Raw genomic sequence first — 18,319 nt, forward strand, 5'->3', positions numbered from 1 at the left:
CCGCAAACCCGGCAGAACAGGCGAGCCTGTGACGAGCAGATCTCGGCATCCAGATCGCCGGCCGTTCGTCCAGCCGGCAGCCGTTGCTTCTCATCTTCCCGCTGACCTGTTCAGGATCATCGAGGAGGTCACCGAGGACTCCACAGCAGGAGCTGGAAAGGGTCCGCGCCGCAGGTGAGCCAGGTGCTGTCGCCGAGCGCCATCGGGGCCTCCGACGCGGGTACGGGGTACTCCACCTGACCGAGCACCTCACCCCGTGCCGTGTCGATCAGCCAGTGCCGCGGGTGCCCGTACTCCTCGTCGCTCTCGCCGGTGCTCGCGATCACCGTGCCCTCGTCGACGAAGCCGCACCGGTAGTCCCAGAAGGGCTCGTCCTCGGGTTCCGGCGGCGCCTGGGGGTGTGGCGGAAGCCGGTTGTGGGCGGCGACCTCGTGCGCCACCGCACCGTCGACAAGGCGGTGGATCGCCAGTTCCCCCTGCTGGTGGGCGACCGTGAGGAACCGCGTCCCGCCAGGGCTGACGTCGACGAGGCAGCGGTCGTCATCCCCGATGCGGGTGACGGTGAGTCGGGCACCGTCCCACCGACCCCACCGCAGCGGCACACCGTCCTGGCCCTCGCCCACGCTGAGCCCCATCTGGCCGGGATCGGGGTGGGGGACGTGGTGGGAGCCGGCGGCCGCGGTGTCCGTCGCGGCCCGTCCCAGGACGCGGCCGTCGACGGCGTCGAGTACGAGCCACTCCTCGTCGGGCTTCGTCTCGACGTCGGCAGGCAGCGGAGTGCGTACGTGCGCCCACACGGTCGAGCCGTCCGCGCTGATCCAGCACGAGCCCCGGTCGGGATGGCGGTGTTCCTTGCTGTCCGCGTATTCCTGGTAGGAGTCGTGGAAGGACGAGCAGGGCGCGCCCCAGCATGCGTGCCGCACCTGCCAGCGCAACGCGCCGGCGGCGTCGACCGCGTGCAGCGCGTGCTGACCGCTGAAGACCGCCAGGTCGAGGGTGGGGCTCACCGCGTCGATCCCGCCCGCCCGGCGCGGCCAGGGCGCCGGAAACCGGGCGGCGGGAGCGTCGTCGCCCGCGAGGAGCCGGTCGAGGTCGTACGCCGCCAGCTCGTCGTCCCGGCGGATCACGACGAGCCGGCGGTGCGGCCACCGCTGGACGGCGGGCGTGTCCGCAGTGTGGGCGACACCGGGTACGCGAGGAGCGTTCGCCGGCACGCGGAAGGACGCCACGAGGCGAGGGGTGATGTGCACCCGGTCATCCTGCCAACCCGCTACGACGGCGCGGTCCTCGACGGTGCCGCTCAGCGGGCCCTCTTCGTCGCCCGCTTGCGGGGCGGCGTCAACAGGTCGGCTATCGCCGCGATCGCCGACGGCACCAGGCGGTAGTACGCCCAGACCCCGCGCTTCTCGCGCTCGAGCAGGCCGGCCTCGGTGAGGATCCGGAGGTGATGACTCACGGTCGGCTGGGAGAGACCAAGCGGCGCGGTGAGGTCACTCACGGACGCCTCGCCCTCCGGAGCGGACTGGATCAGACTGAGCAGTCGCAGTCGGGCCGGATCGGCGAATGCCTTCAGCACTCCCGCGAGCCGCTCGGCATCGGCACGCTTGATCGGTTCGCCAGCGAGCGGCGAGATGGCAGGCATGGCAGTTTTCGCAGTTCCCACGTCTTCCATCGTTCCACCGACACCATCGACAGGCCGGTGGAACCGGGCGCAGTACCCCGATGGCGATCGAAGCGGGTTGCGAGGGAAGCCGGGATCCGGGCGGCGAGGTGGCGAGCTGGCGCACCCGGCCCCTGCGCCCGCTGGAGCAAGGGCCGGTCAGCCGGTCAGGCGGTGCGGCGGGAGTGGTGCAGAGCCAGTCCGCCGAGGACCATGGCGATCAGCCCCAGCGCCAGGGCCACGTAGGCCCCGCCTCGCCCGTTGCCGGTGCCGATGCCGCTGTCGGAGGTGGCCACCACCAGCCCGCCGAGGGCCACGCCGATCAGCCCCGCCGCCAGGGCCACGGTGGCTCCGAGTCGCCCGTTGCCGGTGCCGAAACGACTGGTGGGGCGGGCCAGAGCCAGCCCGCCGATGATCACGCCGGTCAGCCCCAGCACGGCGGCGACGGTCGCCCCGAGTCGCCCGGCGCTCATGGCGTAGACACTCGCGGCGGCCGGCTGCGCCGAGACGTGCGCGGCCGCCGGTGCGGCAAGCCCGAACCCGCCGAGCAGGGCGGCTGCGCCGGCGGCAAGCACCAGTCGGACCGGCTGCGGGGTTCCTGATGAGCTCATGTCCCTCTCCTCTGTCGTGCGTCTCGTTTCCGAGTTCTGGCTGTCGCCTGATCCTGTCGCCGGACGCACCGCCGGTCGTCCTGCCGAGGGATGCAATGCGCGCTGCCGCAGGCGGCGCAGCCGGCTGCTGCGGACGCCGCAGGCGCCGGGAAGGTACTGCGTGTGCGGTAGGCGTCCGCTCGTCTGTGAGGAGGAGTCGCCCGCGGCAGGACCTGGCTAGGGTGCGCGTATGTACACAGGACGGTCCGGCGTTCCGGCCGGTGTCAGAGATTGGGCGATCGCCGGGGGCGTGGCGGTGACGCTGCTGGTCGCCGGGCTGTCCGGGAACCACTCCGCCACGGACGTCGACCTGCTCGGCTACGCGCTGTTGGTGGCGGGCGGCCTGGCGCTGGCCGCGCGCCGCCGGGCTCCGGTTCCGGTCCTGGCCGTCACCGGGCTGTGCGCGGTGGGTCACCAGGCGGTCGGTTTTGACGTGCCCGCCGTCGCGTTCCTGTTCGCGGTGTACGCCGCCGTGCGGGCGGGCCACCGCGTCATCACAGTTGTGGCGGCTGTGATGATGCTGGCCGCTCTCCCGCTCGTGGCCCTCGCCCTGCCGCAGGACATGTCCGTGGGCGAGGCGCTCGCACAGTCCCGGGGCGCCCTCGAGCTGGCTTGGCTGGTCGCCGCCGGTGCCGCAGGTGAAGCGCTGCGGCAGGCCGAGCGGAGGGCGGACGAAGCCGAGCGCACCCGGGAGGAGACCGCGCTACGCCGCGCCAACGAGGAGCGGCTGCACATCGCGCGGGAGCTGCACGATTCCCTCACCCACCAGATCTCGATCATCAAGGTGCAGGCGGGAGTGGCCGTCCACCTGGCCCGCAGGCGTGGAGAACAGGTGCCGGAAGCCCTGCTGGCGATCGAGGAGGCCGGTCGTGAGGCGGCCCGGGAACTGCGAGCGACCCTGGAGGCGCTGCGTGACGACGGTGAGACCCCGTCGCATGGGCTCGCCCACATCCCGGAACTGGTGGAACGGGCTCGGATGACCGGCCTGAACGCGACGTTGACGATCGAAGGGCAACGACACGACGTGCGGACCGCGGTGGACCGGACCGCCTACCGGATCGTGCAGGAGTCGCTCACCAACATCGCCCGTCACGCGGCCGCCGCCACGGCGTCGGTCCGGATCGACTACCGTCCGGACGCCCTCACCATCCGAGTCGATGACGACGGCAAGGCCACGCCCGACACCGCCGCGATGCCGGGCGTCGGGCTGCTCGGGATGCGCGAACGAGTCACCGCCCTCGGCGGTCGCCTGCGTGCGGAACCACGCAACGAGGGTGGCTTCACCGTCCGAGCTGAACTCCCCGTGGACCGGACGGCGTGATCCGCGTCCTGCTGGTCGACGACCAGCCGCTGCTTCGCAGCGGATTCCGCGCGCTCCTCGAGGCCGAAAACGGCATCGAGGTGGTGGCCGAGGCAGCCGACGGGAAGGAGGGTCTGGCGCTCGCCAAGGAACACCTGCCCGACGTCGCCCTCGTCGACATCCAGATGCCGGTCATGGACGGCATCGAGGCGACCCGGCGCATCGCCGCTGACCCGGCCCTGGCCCAGGTGCACGTCGTCATCCTGACCAACTACGGCCTCGACGAACACGTCTTCCACGCGCTGCGCGCCGGCGCGGCCGGGTTCCTCGTCAAGGACATCGAACCCGAAGATTTCCTGTACGCCATCCGCGTCGCCGCGCGCGGCGACGCCCTGCTCGCACCGTCGATCACGCGCAAGCTGATCAACCGGTACGTCACCGAGCCGCCCCACACGGGCGCCGACACGGGCCTGACAGGGCTGACCAACCGCGAACGCGAGGCCGTCGCCCTGGTCGCGCAGGGCCTGTCCAACGACGAGATCGCCGGCCGCATGGTGATCAGTCCACTGACCGCGAAGACCCACCTCAACCGGGCCATGGCCAAGCTGCACGCCCGTGACCGTGCCCAACTCGTGGTTCTCGCCTACGAATCCGGCCTGGTAGCCCCACGCAACCGCTGACACCGACGGCCCGCCACCGGACCGCGATGGCCCTGACGGCTGCCGGGAGGAAACCTTCGACGGGCCGGCCCCGGCTGCTCCCGACTGCGGGTGCCTGCGTCGCTCCGCCGCACCAGTCGTTACAACTACTGGCCTGCCGTGTCGTTGTCGGTGTTCGGCACGCACGGCAGCGAGATCGCCCTGTTTATCACCGACCGGACCGGTAGCCGGTCACCACCTGGAGGCCGAAGAGCGGAGCAACCGCATGGAGTTCGACGTCACCATCGAGATTCCCAAGGGAACGCGCAACAAGTACCAGATGGATCGCCGGATCGGTCGGATCCGGTTGGACCGCACCCTGTTCACCGCTACCCAGTACCCGGCCGACTACGGCTTCATCGAACACACCCTCGGCGAAGACACCGACCCCCTCGACGCGCTGGTACTGGTACTGGAACCGACCTTTCCCGGCTGCCTCATCCGATGCCGGGCCATCGGCATGTTCCGCATGCGGGACGAGCAGGGGCCCGACCCGAAGGTGCTGTGCGTGCCCACGGCTGACCCCCGCCTCGCGTACCTCGGCGACATCACGGATCTGGATCACTTCCACAAACTGGAGATCCAACACTTCTTCGCGGTGTACAAGGACCTGGAGCCGGGCAAGAGCGTCGAAATCGAAGGCGAGATCTGGGCCGGCCGGACCGAGGCCGAGGCGGAGATAAGACGCTCACAAGATCGCGACCGCCGGTCGACCGCTGCCAGCTGACCAGGCCAGCTGAGGGCTGTCCCCGCGCTGTCCGGCGGTCGACGCCCTCTTGGCCCGTCCACGGACGGCGCGGGTGTCTCGCACGGGCCGACCGCTACCCGGGGGTCGAGCGTGCTTGACCATCCCTGAAGCACCGGAGAACGTGTTCCGCGTGGCCGCTTCCAGTGGCACACCCGACGGTTCGTTAAGCGAGTCAGGGCCGACGCCGCATGGTGACGAACCGATGGTAACCAGAACAACATGGCAGATCCCGACATCGTCGTCGTTCGGTCTCCGCCTCCTCCCTGCACTCCGCTCGACTGTGATCTCCGTTGCCTTCTGGCCGACGGGGAATCAGATCACCGGATCTGAATTTGGACCTAGACGTGACTCTTGCCCCGTTCCCCGCTCGGCTGCGCCGAGACCGGTCGGAGACGACCCGATGACCACCACCGTCGACGCTGGTGACGCTCCGGCACGCCCGCTGACGCCGGGGGAGCTCATGAGCCCCCGGCAACGCCTGCGGCTCGTCCTCGTGCTCGGATCGCTGATCGCGGTGGGTCCGCTGACCATCGACATGTACCTGCCCGCGCTTCCCGCGATCGTCGCCGATTTCCACACCACGTCGGCGGCGGTCCAACTGACCCTCACCGGCACGCTGGCGGGCCTCGCCGTCGGCCAGTTGCTGGTCGGCCCGCTCTCCGACGCCGTCGGCCGGCGCGTGCCGCTGATCAGCGGCATCGCGCTGCACGTCGTGGCGTCCATGCTCTGCGCCGTCGCACCGAACATCGCGGTTCTCGGCGCATTGCGGGTGGTGCAGGGTCTCGGCATCGCCGCGGCCTCGGTGGTCGCGATGGCCGTGGTCCGCGATCTGTTCAACGGTGCGGCGTTCGCCAAGCTGCTCTCCCGGCTGCTGCTGGTCATGGGAGCGGCGCCGATCCTCGCTCCGACCCTCGGTGGCGGGCTGCTGCGCTGGACGGACTGGCGCGGCGTGTTCGTGGCCCTGGCCGCCTTCGGTGTGCTGCTCGTCGTGGTCGCCGCGCTCGGCCTGCCCGAGACGCTGCCGGCCGACCGGCGCCGGCGCGGGGGAGTGGTCGAGACGCTGACCGTGTACGGCTCGCTGCTGCGGGACCGTACCTTCGTGGGCCTGGTCCTGGTCGCCGGGCTGGCCATGGCGGCGTTGTTCGCCTACGTGGCCGGGTCGTCGTTCGTCCTGCAGGAGCAGTACGGGCTGGACGAGCAGGAGTTCGGGTTCGCCTTCGGCGCGGGCGCGGTGGGGCTGATCGCGGCGACCCAGTTCAACGTACGGCTGCTGCGCCGCTACTCCTCGCAGCGGATCCTCGTCGCCGCCCTCGGTGCGGGGACCGTGGCCGGTCTGGCGCTGCTCGCCTTCGCCGTGACCGGGCTCGGCGGGCTGCCGAGCCTGCTGGTGTCGTTGTGGGTGGTCCTCGCCGCGGCGGGCCTCGCGATGCCGAACGCGCCGGCCCTGGCCCTGTCCCGGCACGGGGAAGCGGCCGGCACGGCCTCCGCGCTCCTCGGCGCGGTGCAGTTCGGCGTCGGCGCGCTGGCCGCGCCCCTCGTGGGTGTGCTGGGCACCGGCGCGGTCGCCATGGCCGCCGTCGTCGCCGGTGGCATGGTGGCGGCGACGGCGGTTCTGCTCGTGGTCGTGCGGCCGGGCCGGCTCGCCGACCTCGAACCGACAGCGATGGCCGTGGCTGCGCACTGAGGCTCCTGCACCACGCGCACCGTCGGGGTCAGCGTCGACTACTACCACCCGGCTGGAGCGGGGCAGCCTCGGCCGGCGCCTCCGACAGCGTCCTCGACGCGCTCGCCCGGGCGCTGCGGCTCGATGATGCCGAACAGCTGTGCTGGTCAGGGACGGATGAGCACCTTCAGCGCCTCGCGGGCGTCCATCGCGCGGTAGCCGTCGGGCACCTCGTCCAGGCCGATGGTGCGGTCGAACACCCGGCCGGGCTGGACGGTGCCGTCGAGGATGTCGAGCAGCAGTTCGTCGATGTAGGCCCGGGCCGGGGCGACGCCGCCGGTGAGGGTGATGTTGCTCATGAAGACGCCGAAACCGGCCGGCACCTCGGGGTACTGCGGGGCACCGACCCTGCTCACGACCCCGCCGGCGCGGGCCACCTCGAACGCCGTCTCGATGGCCGGTTTGAGGCCGACGCACTCCAGCACGGTGTGGGTGCCGTCCCCGCCGGTGAGCTCGCGTACCTTCTCGATCCCTTCCTTGCCGCGTTCGGCCACCACGTCGGTGGCGCCGAACTCGCGGCCGAGGTCGGTGCGGTCGGAGTGCCGCCCCATGAGGATGATCCGCTCGGCGCCGAGCCGCTTGGCCGAGAGGACCGCGCACAGGCCGACGGCGCCGTCGCCGATGACCGTGACCGTGGTGCTGGGGTTGACCCCGGCGCTCACCGCGCAGTGGTGGCCGGTGGGAAACACGTCGGAGAGGGTGAGCAGGGACGGCAGCAGCGCGGAGTCTTCGTCGACGGGGAGCTTGACCAGGGTGCCCTCAGCCTGCGGGACGCGGACCGCCTCGCCCTGGCCGCCGTCCACGCCGGGGGCGCCCCACAGACCACCGTGGCGGCAGGAGGTCTGCAGCCCTTCGAGGCAGAAGTCGCAGGTGTTGTCCGCCCAGACGAACGGCGCGACCACGACGTCACCGGTCTTGAGGCCGGACACGTCCGTGCCGACGTCCTCGACCACCCCGAGGAACTCGTGACCGATGCGCTGGCCCCGCTCGGCTACCGGCATCGACTCCGAGACCGGCATCGACTTGTAGGGCCACAGGTCACTGCCGCAGATGCACGAGCGCAGCACCCGGACCACGGCGTCGGTGGGCTCGCGCAGCACCGGGTCGGGCACCTTCTCCACCCGTACGTCACCGGCACCGTAGATCAACGTCGCTCGCATGAGATCCCTCCGGTCATCCTGCCGCGGCTGGTGGCGCAGACGTGGCCGACAGCGATTCGGCCGCGTGCTCGCCTCAGGGCTGCGCAAGCGGCCAGCACGCGACATCCCTGACGGGTCCTGGTGCCTGGCGTACCCGCGCAAGGGCGATCAAACCGTCGGCGGCCTCGGTGTGGGGGCGTAAGGGTCCCAGGTACCGACACCGCCCTCCGGGCCTGGCCGGCGCGGTCCTCCGCGAGCCTCGGAGGCCGGCCGTGCACCAGGCGAGGCGTTGGCCGGCGCCTGTTTCGGGTACGCGGAGCCGATGGCCGAGCTGCTTGAGGACGGGGACATCTACTTCCTCTACCGCCCACGGGTGCAGGAGCAGCAGGTGGGGTCCCTCGACGAGGTGCAGCGCCTGTTGGTGGTGATGCACCCGTGGCACGGGCGGCACCTGCGGCTGCTGGTGGTGGGACGCAAGCGTCTCCCCGACATCGATGAACACGACCGCTTCTGGGCGTTCGTCGACGAGGTGGTGGACCGGCCGGAGCAACTGCACGAGACCCTCCAGGCGCGCCGCTACGCGACGAAGACGAGCGGGGAACGGCAACAGCCGCCGGCCCGGCCCGCGGCGGAGGGCGCGTACGTCATCGCTCGGCACGACGACCACACCCACCTCGCGTACGAGTTGGAACTCCCGTTGTGTCCCGGCCCGGCGCAGCACGACCTGGGCATCGAGCCGGAGGCGAGCTACATCGTCACGGTGAAGAACCCGCAGGCACCCACCAGGCCAGGGGTCGGGCTGCGGGGGTCCCGGAAGGTGAAGCTGCCCGCACCGCTGCAGAAGAAATTCCATGGCCGCCGCTTCGCCCCACTGGACCCACCCGGATTCCTCGACCACCCCGGCACCGAGCTCGTGCTGATCGGCGCGGCGCACGACGCTTCGGAGGAGTTGCAGATCGACCTGGACGCGGAGGTTGAGCGGGCGGAGCGAAGCACGATCTTCGGGGACCTGCGAATCGGGCGCCGGGAGCGTCCGGTGGCCCCGCTCTTCGTCGGCGAATGGGCCTGAGCCGGCCGGAAGCAGAAGGATGCGCAACGACGATCGTCAGCCGGCCGACAACGGCGGCAGTCCCGTTCGCCGCGAGGGCCACTGCCCCGGCCACACCTCACCCGCCCGCGCGGCGGCCTGAGAGCGTAGGCTGTCGAAGCGGGTACGCGATGGCCGATGGGCCGCACCAACAACAACCACCCGCCCCTTCGCTCGGTTGCAGCTGCCACTGATCTCGTCTTGTGCGCTGCCCTCAACATCTTGGAGTGCGTGTTGGCAGATCTGACGGCGCCCGCCCTGAATCCCTTCGAGTCAAACGGGGACCGGGATGTCGACCGTGACCGCGAACGAGCCGTGGACGTGAGCGCAGCCACGATGACCCGTATGCGCACCCCGTTCGGGCCCGGGGACAGTGACCGCGGAACGGCTGACGAGACCGCTCGGCAATAGCTACCGTCGCACTGCGGGTCCCTGACGACGCTGCCGTCGCCTGACCGTTCCGCGGCCGTACACGGCCTTCGACAACGCTGATGACAGCTAGAGCGACAGCGTCCACCGGTCCAGATGGCCGGAGTCGCCGAACGCCGCGTCGTGGACCTTCAACTGCCAGGTGCCGTTCGCGACCTCGCTCGACAGGTCGACCGGGAAGGTCTGGTCGATGTTGTCCGCGCTGCCGCCGACCCGGTCGTGCAACCGGTACTCGGTGCCGTCCGGCGCCACCAGGGTCACCACCAGGTCTCCGACGTACCCGTGCACGATGTGCACCTCCACGCTGCTGGCCGACCCGGCGTTGCCCGGGCAGGTGCTGATCGTGACGGGGCTCTGCGCGCTGGTCAGCTCGGGGATCGGCAGGTCCGTGTCGCTGCCCGCGGAGCAGCCGGTCCGGCCGTTGACGATCAGGCCGAACGTGGTGGCCCGGACGGCGCTGCCGCCGGTGCCGGTGACGGTGGCGGCGTAGCTGGCCGGGCCGGTGCCCGGTGAGGTGGTGATGGTCATGGTGGACGTCCCGCCCGAGCTGATCGACGGCGGGGAGAAACTGGCGGTGGCGCCGGCCGGCAGTCCGCTCGCGCTCAGGGTGACCGGCTGCGCGCTGCCGGAGGTGATCGTCGTGGTGACGGTGGTGCTCACCGAGCCGCCCGCGGTCACGGTGGCGGTGGACGGGCTGGCGCTCATGCTGAAGTCGTCGGGCACCACGCAGTACACCGACTCCTTGCCGATCGCCCGGTACGGGCAGTCGGCGTACTCGGAGAGGATCAGGACGGCCTCGCGGTTGCGGGCGGTCTCGGCCGGGATCACCGACGCGGGCGGGTAGAAGCCGACGGCCGGATCGCTCGGGAAGAGTTCGAAGGTGTAGGTCACGATGCCCTGGTCGCCCCAGAGCCAGTCGTCGATCGCACCGTCGGTGACGTACAGCGCGCTGGCCTGCTCGGCGGTGTAGCCGTTGGTCGCCGCCATCTGCTGGCCGATGGCCTTGAACATCGCGTTCTGGTCGGCGGTCATGCCGGGCACCACCGCGCTGTGGGTGTAGCCGAAGGGCCACAGCACCAGCTCCGAGTAGGAGTGGAAGTCGATGGCGGTCTTGATCTGCTGCACCCCGCCGACCCGCCGGCCGAGCACGAAGTCGCGCAGCGCTTTGGTCTCCGGGGCGGAGAAGGCGCTCGCGCCGCGGTAGGTCTCCGACGACGGGTACTTCGAGGAGCCGCCGCAGCAGGCCCACTTGTAGCCCCAGTTGCGGTTCAGGTCCGTGCCGACCGCCGAGCTGCCGGGGTTGGGCTGCCGGTTCTTGCGCCAGCCACGGTAGGCGCCGGTGGCGATGTCGTACTCGACCCCGTCGGGGTTGATCATCGGGACGATCCAGAATTCCCGGCTGTCCACCAGGGCGGTGATCCGCGGGTCCACGCCGTACCGGCCCGTCAGCTGGTCGGCCACGTAGAGGGCCTGCTCGACGGTGAGGTGCTCGCGGGCGTGCTGGTTGGCGGTGAAGAGCACCTCCGGCTCGTTCTCGTCGGAGCCGACGTTGTCGGAGATCTTCAACGCCACGATGTCGCGGCCCTCGTGGGACTTCCCGATCACCTGCCGGCTGGCCCGGCTCGGGTGCGCGGCGACGATGGCGTCGACGGCGGCCAGCGTCTCGGCGTGGTCGTGGTAGTCGGCGTCGGCGCCCGGAAAGGCGAGCGTGCCGGCCTCCGGTGTGGACATCGCGACGGTACGCAGGCCGAGGCGCTGGATGGCGCTTACCTCCGCCGGGGTGGCGGTGATGGTCAGCTCGCCGTGCTCGACGTGGTCGATCGCGGCGCCGGTCCGGGCGACCGCGTCGACGTCGGCCTGGGTCTTGAGGTGGGTGACCCGGTACGGGGCCGATGCGTCCGGGTCGGTCTTCGCCGCCGAGCCCGCAGCCGGCGCGGGGCCGGCGGGCGCTCCGGTGGCGGGCGCGGCGGTGGCGGTGGCCAGCAGGGCCACGCCGGTGAGCGCGGCGGTGACGAGGGCGGGGATCCGACGCGGCACATGGCCTCCCATCAGGGCGGGCGGGGTGGTCGCGGTACGGCGGTGCGGTCCGAACCGCGAGCACAGTCTTCTCGGGCCACCCGGTCCGGCGGTGTCGACCGATCGGTCTGACGCAGTGTCACGATCCCGACACAGTTGTTGTGAGCAATTCCCGCGATCGATGTGCTGGCGCGGACCAGCGCCGTCGGTGACGGCCATCCGAGGAACGAAGGTGGCTCATGGTGGCTCTACGACGGCTGCTGGCGGCGGCGATCGCGACAGTGATGTGCGCCGCGATGGCTCTGGTGTGGACGGCCGCACCGGCTCAGGCTGACGAGGCGTGGGAGACCGCGCTGAAGAACCTGATGTCCCGCACGGCGACCTGGGCCGACGGCGGACTGTCCCAGGTGGGGCTGCTCGGCCAGCCGCTGCCGCTGCTCGGGGTCAGCCCCGGCGCGCTCGTCGACGCGGACAAGCTCACCCGGAAGGCGTCCGACGCACTGGCCAGCGGCCTGACCAAGGACGACGTGGACCTCGGTGGCGGCACCCGGCTCACCAGCTCGGTCAGCACCAGCGGCGGTGACCACTTGCTGGACGTGCTGCTGACCGCCAAGCGGGAAGTGGCTGACAGAGACCTCACCGTGGGCGGGGTGACGCTGGCCAAGGCGGTCACCGTCACCGGCTGGGCCACCCTGCATCTGCGGGCCCGGCACACCGCCGCCGGGGAGACCTACCTGGTTCGCGACGGCGACACCCCACGCATCGACATCGACGCGGCGGCGCGGCTGCGCAGCGACCTCGACCAGGCAACCGCCGCGATGGGGATCCTCGGGGTCACCCTCACCGCCGGCAGCACCCTCGCCGCCCGGACCCACGTCAAGGTCACCTTCACCGACCCCAACGGCGACGGCCGGCTCGCCTTCGATACCGCCGGTGGCGCCAACACCGGGGAGCTGGGTGCGCCCGGCTCGCTGGCCGGTCTGGTGCAGGTGGCGCTGGACGGCTCCGGCGGTGGCCGGATCTCCGACACCGACACCGAGCCCGGGCCCGGCTCGGTGCAGGGCGTGATCAAGCTCGGCGCAGCCGCCTCCGGCGCGCCCTTCGTGCTGCCCGCGGTCGCCGCGACGGTGACCGTGCAGTGGGCCGACATCGCCGTCGGCGCTCCCACCGTGAGCACCACCGGGCTCGACGAGACGATCGCCAAGTTCCGCAACATGAGCCCGCTGGACCTCGCCTCCGGGCTCGCCCAGCTCGCCACCCTGCTCAGCGGGGTGCAGCAGAGCGGTCCGGCGGGCAACGTCAACCTGCCCTTCCTACGCGGCACCCTGGCGGACGCGGTCAAGGTCAACGAGAAGCTCACCGGCTTCCTCGGCAAGTACGTCCACCCGCGCCCGGACGACCCGGCGTTCACCCCCGGCGAGGACGATCCGGCCCTGGCCGGGCAGCCGAAGTTCAGCTCCATCCAGCAGCTCGTCGCCCTGCTCGCCGCCGAGGGCATCCCGGTGGACAACCTCTCCTTCGCGGCCGACAAGCTGGTGTTCCGGGTCAGGTTGGAACGCGAGTCCACGGTGGAGGTTCCGCTCGACCCGGGAGCAGCGTCGCTCTCCGGGCGGGGCGCCACCTTCACCGCCAACGGGTTCAACGTCGGCGGCGACCGGTTCACCCCGGGGCAGCTGGTCGGTCAGCGGGTGGTCGCCGGCACCTCCGCCGGAACCGTCTCGGCCAATACCGCCACGTCGGTCACCCTGGCGCAGAACTGGATCGGCGGGCAACCCACCAACGACAGCGTCTGGGTGATCAGCGGCTCCAGCCCGAACGTCGGCGCGGTCGAGCTGGCCAGTGCGTTCACCGACCCGGTCGACGAGAACAGGAAGGTCGGCCTGCGGGCGGCCAACGCCCAGGCCAGCTTCGCCAAGGTGAAGCCGCGCTACAGCGCCGCGCTCACCCTGGTCCTCGACCTGCGTGACGACCTGGGCAGCCCGACCGCCAACGCCGACCGGGTGCTGCTGCGCACCGACCCGGCGACGCCGCTGTTCACCGCCGACTTCCCGATCACCACCGGGGTCGACTTCCACGCCACCGCCGGCTTCCTCAAGGTCAAGCTCGGCGGCGACCTCACCGTCGGCCCCGCCGCCCCCGGCCAGCGGATGCTCCAGGTCGGCTTCAAGCAGGCCCAGGACATCAGCCTCGGCTCGTTCTTCCAGCGCCTGCAGTCCGAGCCGGCCACTCTGCTGGCCGCCTCGTCGTCGGTCAGGACCACCGGGCGGGTCAAGGTCAGCGTCCCCGGTGACACCGGAGCCCTCGGCCAGGGCGTCGGGGTCGACGTGAGCTGGCGGGCCGGTGAAGAGCCGGTGGTCAACACCTCCGGGCTGAGTGGACTCTTCGCCGTCGACTTCGACCCGGACGACCCGAAGGCGCTCTTCGCGGTCGTCATCGAGGCGCTGCGGCTGGTCAACGTCGCGCTGTCCCAGCCCGACGGCGGCAGCGGCCCGCTGAACACCGAGATCCCGCTGGTCGGCCGCTCCGCCCGGCAGCTGCTCGGCGCCGACGAGAGCGGCGTCGGCAAGGACGTCACCTTCGTCGCCGACGGGGCGAACTTCCTGCTCAAGGACGGCACCCGCGATGGTGACGCGGGGTTCGACCCGCGCCTGGCGGGGCGGACCGTGGTGATCGGCAGCAAGGCGTACCGGGTGCTGGACCGGGTGGACGGGCAGACGCTGCGCATCGACGCGGCGGGCACCCCGAAGCCGGCGGACGGCACTGCGTACGCGCTGCGCCCCGAGCTGGCCGACGCGTTGGACCGGCTGCTCGCCTCACCCCCGGACAACCTCCAGGACGCCCTCGCGCTGCTCAACGGCGCCATCGGCGAGGGCAGCGGCGTCAGCTTCACCCTGGACCAGCGCGAGGGTGGCCCGTTCCTGCGGATCGGCCTGGACTGGAAGCGGAACGTCCACACCGGCGGGCCGCTCGCCTTCTCCTGGGACGGCGCCCGCGAGCTGATCAGCCTGGACAGCTCCGGCACCTTCGCGCTGGACGTCAGCGCGAACGCGAAACTGGGGCTGCTGCTGCCGCTGCGGCTCGACGCCGCGCCGCTGCTGGACCACACCTCCTCGGCCAGCGTCACCGTCTCCGGCGCGGTGACCGACGCCGCCATCGCCGCGCGGGTCGGCCCGCTCGCTCTCGACCTGGGCAAGGACCCGGACTTCGCCACCGTGAAGGCGAACCTCAGCGTGGGGCTGGGTGGGCTGACCGAGGACGGGCCGATCAGCGGCCTGCTCGGCGTGACCCCGCAGTTCACCACCGCCGGCGTCGACTGCGGCGGCGGCATCGGCGGCGCGGCCGTGCCGATCTGCGCCCGCGCGCCACTGTTCGTCAACAACTGCGAGCCGGACGACGCCACCAACCTGCTCACCTTCACCATGGGCCTGGACCTCACGCCCACCGCGAACACCCCGAACCTGGACTCCTGCTTCGCCAACCTGGCCTTGAAACTCACCGACTTCAACGTCGGCATCGACGGCTACCTGGCGAAGGTGGAGGAGGCGCTGCGGCTGGCCAGCTTCGACGGCAAGCTGCCGCTGGTCGGCGACGACCTGCAGCAGGGCCAGCGCTTCGTGGCGCAGCTCCGCCAGGACGTCAAGGCCGCCATCGGCCCGGTGCTGGCCGACGCCACCCTGGACAGCGCCGGCATGCAGACCGCGCTCAACGACGTCCTCGCCGATCTCGACCCGGGCGTGAGCGCGGTGATCAGCTGCCGCACCGGGGTGGCCGCGCCCTGCCAGCCGGAGGACTTCCAGGCCATCCGGATCAAGCTCACCACCTCCCGCGGCGCACCGTCGGCCGCCGACGGCTGCGCGGACGCCGGCGGCGGCAACGCCTGCCTCGGCGTCAACGTGCCGCTCGACCTGGGCATCCCCGGCCTGTCGCTGAAGGCCAAGAAGGGCGCGCCCGACGGCATCCGGGCCAGGTTGGGCTGGAAGCTGCACCTGGACCTGGTGCTCGACCGGGACGAGGGCTTCTACGTGCCCACCCACGACGGCGACACCACGCCGGAGGTGCAGATCGGCGCGCAGTTCGACATGACCGGCGACCTCGCCGCCCAGCTCGCGTTCATCCAGGTCAACGCGGCCAAGCAGGGAACCGCGCCGCTGGTGAAGGCGTACTTCGGCATCGACCTGAAGGGCTCACCGGGGGAGAAGAGCTGCTTCGACCCGGCGGTCGCCGTCGACTGCGCGGCGGACCCGGACGCCAAGCTCACCCTCGCCGAGTTCGGCGACCTGGGGTCGCTGCTCGCCACCGACCTCACCGCTGCGGTGAACATCGACTGGAAGCTGGCGGCGGTGGTGAACACCGGCGACGAGGTGGGCTCCGCGCTGCCCGGCATCAGCGCCCGCTTCGGCCTGAAGTGGGGGCTGGCGCACAAGCAGGGCGGGCTCACCCCCACCGGCGGTGGCGTCACCACTCCGTTGCAGGTGACCTTCACCGACATCGCGCTGGACGCCGGCGCCTTCTTCGACAAGATCCTCAAACCGGTGGTCGAGAAGCTCAAGGCGGTCACCGGCCCGCTCCAGCCCGTCATCGACACGCTCTACGCACCCATCCCGGTGCTGTCCGACCTGTCCAAGGCCACCGGCGGACCGGACATCACCCTGGTCTGGCTGGCCCAGACCTTCAGCACCCTCAACGGCGGACCCAAGCTGGACTTCATCCACACCGTCCGGGCGGTGATCTCGTTCGTGAACAACATCCCGGACTGCGACTCGGGCTGCTCCATCCCGCTCGGCCAGTTCCTGGTCGACCCGGCGAAGGCGCTCACCACCGAGGTGTCGCCCGCGTCGGCGGAGAGCCTGATCAAGCGGGACGACCCGTTCACCCAGGCGAAGTCGGCCGGCGAGGTGAAGTCGACGGTGGACAACGCCGCCGGGAACGACGGCGAGAAGCTGTTCGCCCCCACCGCCGACGGCAAGTCCAACGCGCAGAAGACCGGCTTCAGCTTCCCGATCTTCGACAACCCGGGCTCGCTGTTCGGGCTGCTGATGGGGCAGGACGTCGAGCTGGTCAGCTTCGACTCCGGTCCGCTGTCGCTCGGCTTCAGCTGGCGGCAGTCCTTCGGCCCGGTCTACGCCCCGCCGCCGGTGCTGGTCACCCTCTCCGGCAGCGCCTCGGTCACGGCCCGGTTCATCGCCGGGCTGGACACCGCGGGCATCCGGCACGCCGTCGAGGCCGCCAGCGACGGCACCGCGCTCGACGCGGTGAGCCTGCTCGACGGCCTCTACTTCAAGACCGCCGACAGCACCGGCACGCCCGTCCCGGTGGTCACCCTGCGCGGCGAGATCGCGGCCGGCGCGGAGGTGAGCGTCCTCATCGTCAAGGCCGGCATCCAGGGCGGCATCCGGCTCACCGTCGGCTTCAGCTGGAACGACCCGAACAACGACGGCAAGTTCCGCACCAGCGAGTTCCTCCAGGCCCTGCTGGTCAACCCGGTCTGCCTGTTCACCACCAGCGGGCAGCTCTCGGTCTTCCTCAAGGTTTACATCACCATCGACCTGTTCCTGTTCTCCAAGACCTTCGACTTCACCCTGGTCGACGCCACCCTGCTCGACTTCCGGGCGCAACCGGACTGCAAACCGAAGCCACCGGAACTCGGTGGCACGGTGGGGGACACCCTGGTGGTCTTCGCCGGCAAATTCGGCAAGAAGGAGCAACGCGGCGACAAGGCCTGGGACAACGCCGCCGGCACCTACGCCGGTGACGTCGTCAAGGTGTACGCGCTGCACTACGCCGACGCCAGCGACGACTTCGACGGCTTCGCGGTCGAGGGTCTCGGCCGCAGGCAGGAGTTCCTCGACCCGGCGCTGACCCGGGTGGTCGTCGACGGACGCGGCTACCATGTCGCCGACCCGGACAAGACGTCGATGTCGGTGCTGCTGCTCGGCGACGGCGACACCGGCGGCGACGGTACGAAGACCTCGCAGTTCGACAAGACGGCGGTGATCATCGGCTCGGACGGCAAGGACCAGATCCGCACCGGCACCGGACCGGCGTACGTGGACGGGCGCGGCGGCGCGGACGTGATCGTCACCACCGAGACCGCCGGCGTGGTCAGCCGGGTCGCCGGCGGCCCCGGCCAGGACACCGTCACCACCGGCGACGGCGACGACATCGTGGCCGGCGACAGCGGCCTCGGCGCCGTCGACCGGGCCGATGCCACCACCGTGCGCACCTCGGTCGGCGACACCAGCCTGACCGGGCTGGTCGACTGGACAAGGCTGGACGACCCGAGCGAGGCGACGACCGGCGACGTCGACCACGTCACCGTCGGCCACGGCACCAACCGGGTCTACGGCAACGGCGGCGACGACGTGCTCGGCGTGGTCGCCGACGACCGGCCCAACGGCAGGAACACGTTGATCGGCGGTGCCGGCGGCGACACCGTCAACGGCGGCAAGGGCGACGACACCATCCACACCTCCGACAGCGCGGTGCCCGCCGACGTGGACCAGCCCGGCAGCGGCGACAGCGGACTGACCAACCGGGTGGACACCGGCGCCGGCCAGGACCTGGTGCACGGCAGCGCCGGCACCGACCTGGTCGTCTCCCACTCCGCCAACGGCCAGACCGGCCGGCTGTACGGCTACGGCGGCGGCGATGTGCTGGTCGGCGGCTACGGCACGGACCAGCTGTTCGGCGGCCCCGGCGAGGACCACGTCATCGCCGAGCCGTCCAAGGTCGGCGAGCCGGGCGACTCCGACGGCTACGGCCCGTTCCGCCAGGTCACCCACGAGCCGCTGCCCGCGGGCACCCAGTCGCAGGCCAAGCTGCTCGTCGGCGGACTCGGCAGCGACCACCTGATCGGCGGCGACGGCGGG

The 18,319-nt window shown here is 71.4% G+C and carries 10 protein-coding genes and 1 pseudogene; 6 read left to right on the forward strand and 5 right to left on the reverse strand.

The genetic code is table 11. The features are described 5' to 3' along the window. Positions 1-128: 128 nt before the first annotated feature. From NCC78_RS07675 to NCC78_RS07685, 3 genes are all read right to left on the reverse strand, one after another. A complete protein-coding gene (locus tag NCC78_RS07675) occupies positions 129-1,250 on the reverse strand; it encodes a hypothetical protein (protein WP_250792835.1) in 1,122 nt (373 codons plus the stop codon). 50 nt (positions 1,251-1,300) lie between these two features. Then, the gene (locus NCC78_RS07680; RefSeq protein ID WP_250792837.1) at positions 1,301-1,672 is read right to left on the reverse strand and encodes an ArsR/SmtB family transcription factor; all 372 of its coding nucleotides are present in this window, start codon (positions 1,670-1,672) and stop codon (positions 1,301-1,303) included. A 155-nt stretch (positions 1,673-1,827) separates the two neighbouring features. Next, a complete protein-coding gene (locus NCC78_RS07685; RefSeq protein WP_250792840.1) occupies positions 1,828-2,271 on the reverse strand; it encodes a DUF6223 family protein in 444 nt (147 codons plus the stop codon). 229 nt (positions 2,272-2,500) lie between these two features. On the opposite strand from NCC78_RS07685, the gene NCC78_RS07690 reads away from it, so the two are divergent. The 4 genes from NCC78_RS07690 (at position 2,501) to NCC78_RS07705 (ending at position 6,740) form a co-directional block, all read left to right on the forward strand. Continuing rightward, positions 2,501-3,631, forward strand: coding sequence for an ATP-binding protein (locus NCC78_RS07690; protein ID WP_250792843.1), 1,131 nt, complete (start codon positions 2,501-2,503; stop codon positions 3,629-3,631). Continuing rightward, positions 3,628-4,290, forward strand: a complete 663-nt coding sequence (locus tag NCC78_RS07695; RefSeq protein WP_250792845.1) for a response regulator — start codon at positions 3,628-3,630, stop codon at positions 4,288-4,290. Before NCC78_RS07690 ends, NCC78_RS07695 begins: the two co-directional genes overlap by 4 nt. 244 nt (positions 4,291-4,534) lie before the next feature. Next, on the forward strand, positions 4,535-5,035 hold the full coding sequence (locus NCC78_RS07700) for an inorganic diphosphatase (protein ID WP_250792847.1): 501 nt from the start codon (positions 4,535-4,537) through the stop codon (positions 5,033-5,035). A 481-nt stretch (positions 5,036-5,516) separates the two neighbouring features. Then, positions 5,517-6,740, forward strand: coding sequence for a multidrug effflux MFS transporter (locus NCC78_RS07705; RefSeq protein ID WP_250792855.1), 1,224 nt, complete (start codon positions 5,517-5,519; stop codon positions 6,738-6,740). A 146-nt stretch (positions 6,741-6,886) separates the two neighbouring features. Here NCC78_RS07705 and NCC78_RS07710 read toward each other — a convergent pair whose 3' ends face one another. Then, complete coding sequence (locus NCC78_RS07710) at positions 6,887-7,939, reverse strand: zinc-dependent alcohol dehydrogenase family protein (RefSeq protein ID WP_250792849.1); 1,053 nt, start codon at positions 7,937-7,939, stop codon at positions 6,887-6,889. 301 nt (positions 7,940-8,240) lie between these two features. On the opposite strand from NCC78_RS07710, the gene NCC78_RS07715 reads away from it, so the two are divergent. Beyond that, positions 8,241-8,987, forward strand: coding sequence for a hypothetical protein (locus NCC78_RS07715; RefSeq protein ID WP_250792851.1), 747 nt, complete (start codon positions 8,241-8,243; stop codon positions 8,985-8,987). A 516-nt stretch (positions 8,988-9,503) separates the two neighbouring features. On the opposite strand, the gene NCC78_RS07720 is transcribed toward NCC78_RS07715, so the two are convergent. Continuing rightward, positions 9,504-11,420, reverse strand: coding sequence for a M14 family zinc carboxypeptidase (locus NCC78_RS07720; protein WP_443677199.1), 1,917 nt, complete (start codon positions 11,418-11,420; stop codon positions 9,504-9,506). Between the two features lie 269 nt (positions 11,421-11,689). On the opposite strand from NCC78_RS07720, the pseudogene NCC78_RS07725 reads away from it, so the two are divergent. Continuing rightward, positions 11,690-18,319 (forward strand): annotated as a pseudogene (locus NCC78_RS07725) (calcium-binding protein); the annotation flags it as partial.

Origin of the sequence: Micromonospora phytophila (assembly GCF_023656545.1) — a bacterium.
Classification (GTDB): domain Bacteria; phylum Actinomycetota; class Actinomycetes; order Mycobacteriales; family Micromonosporaceae; genus Micromonospora; species Micromonospora phytophila.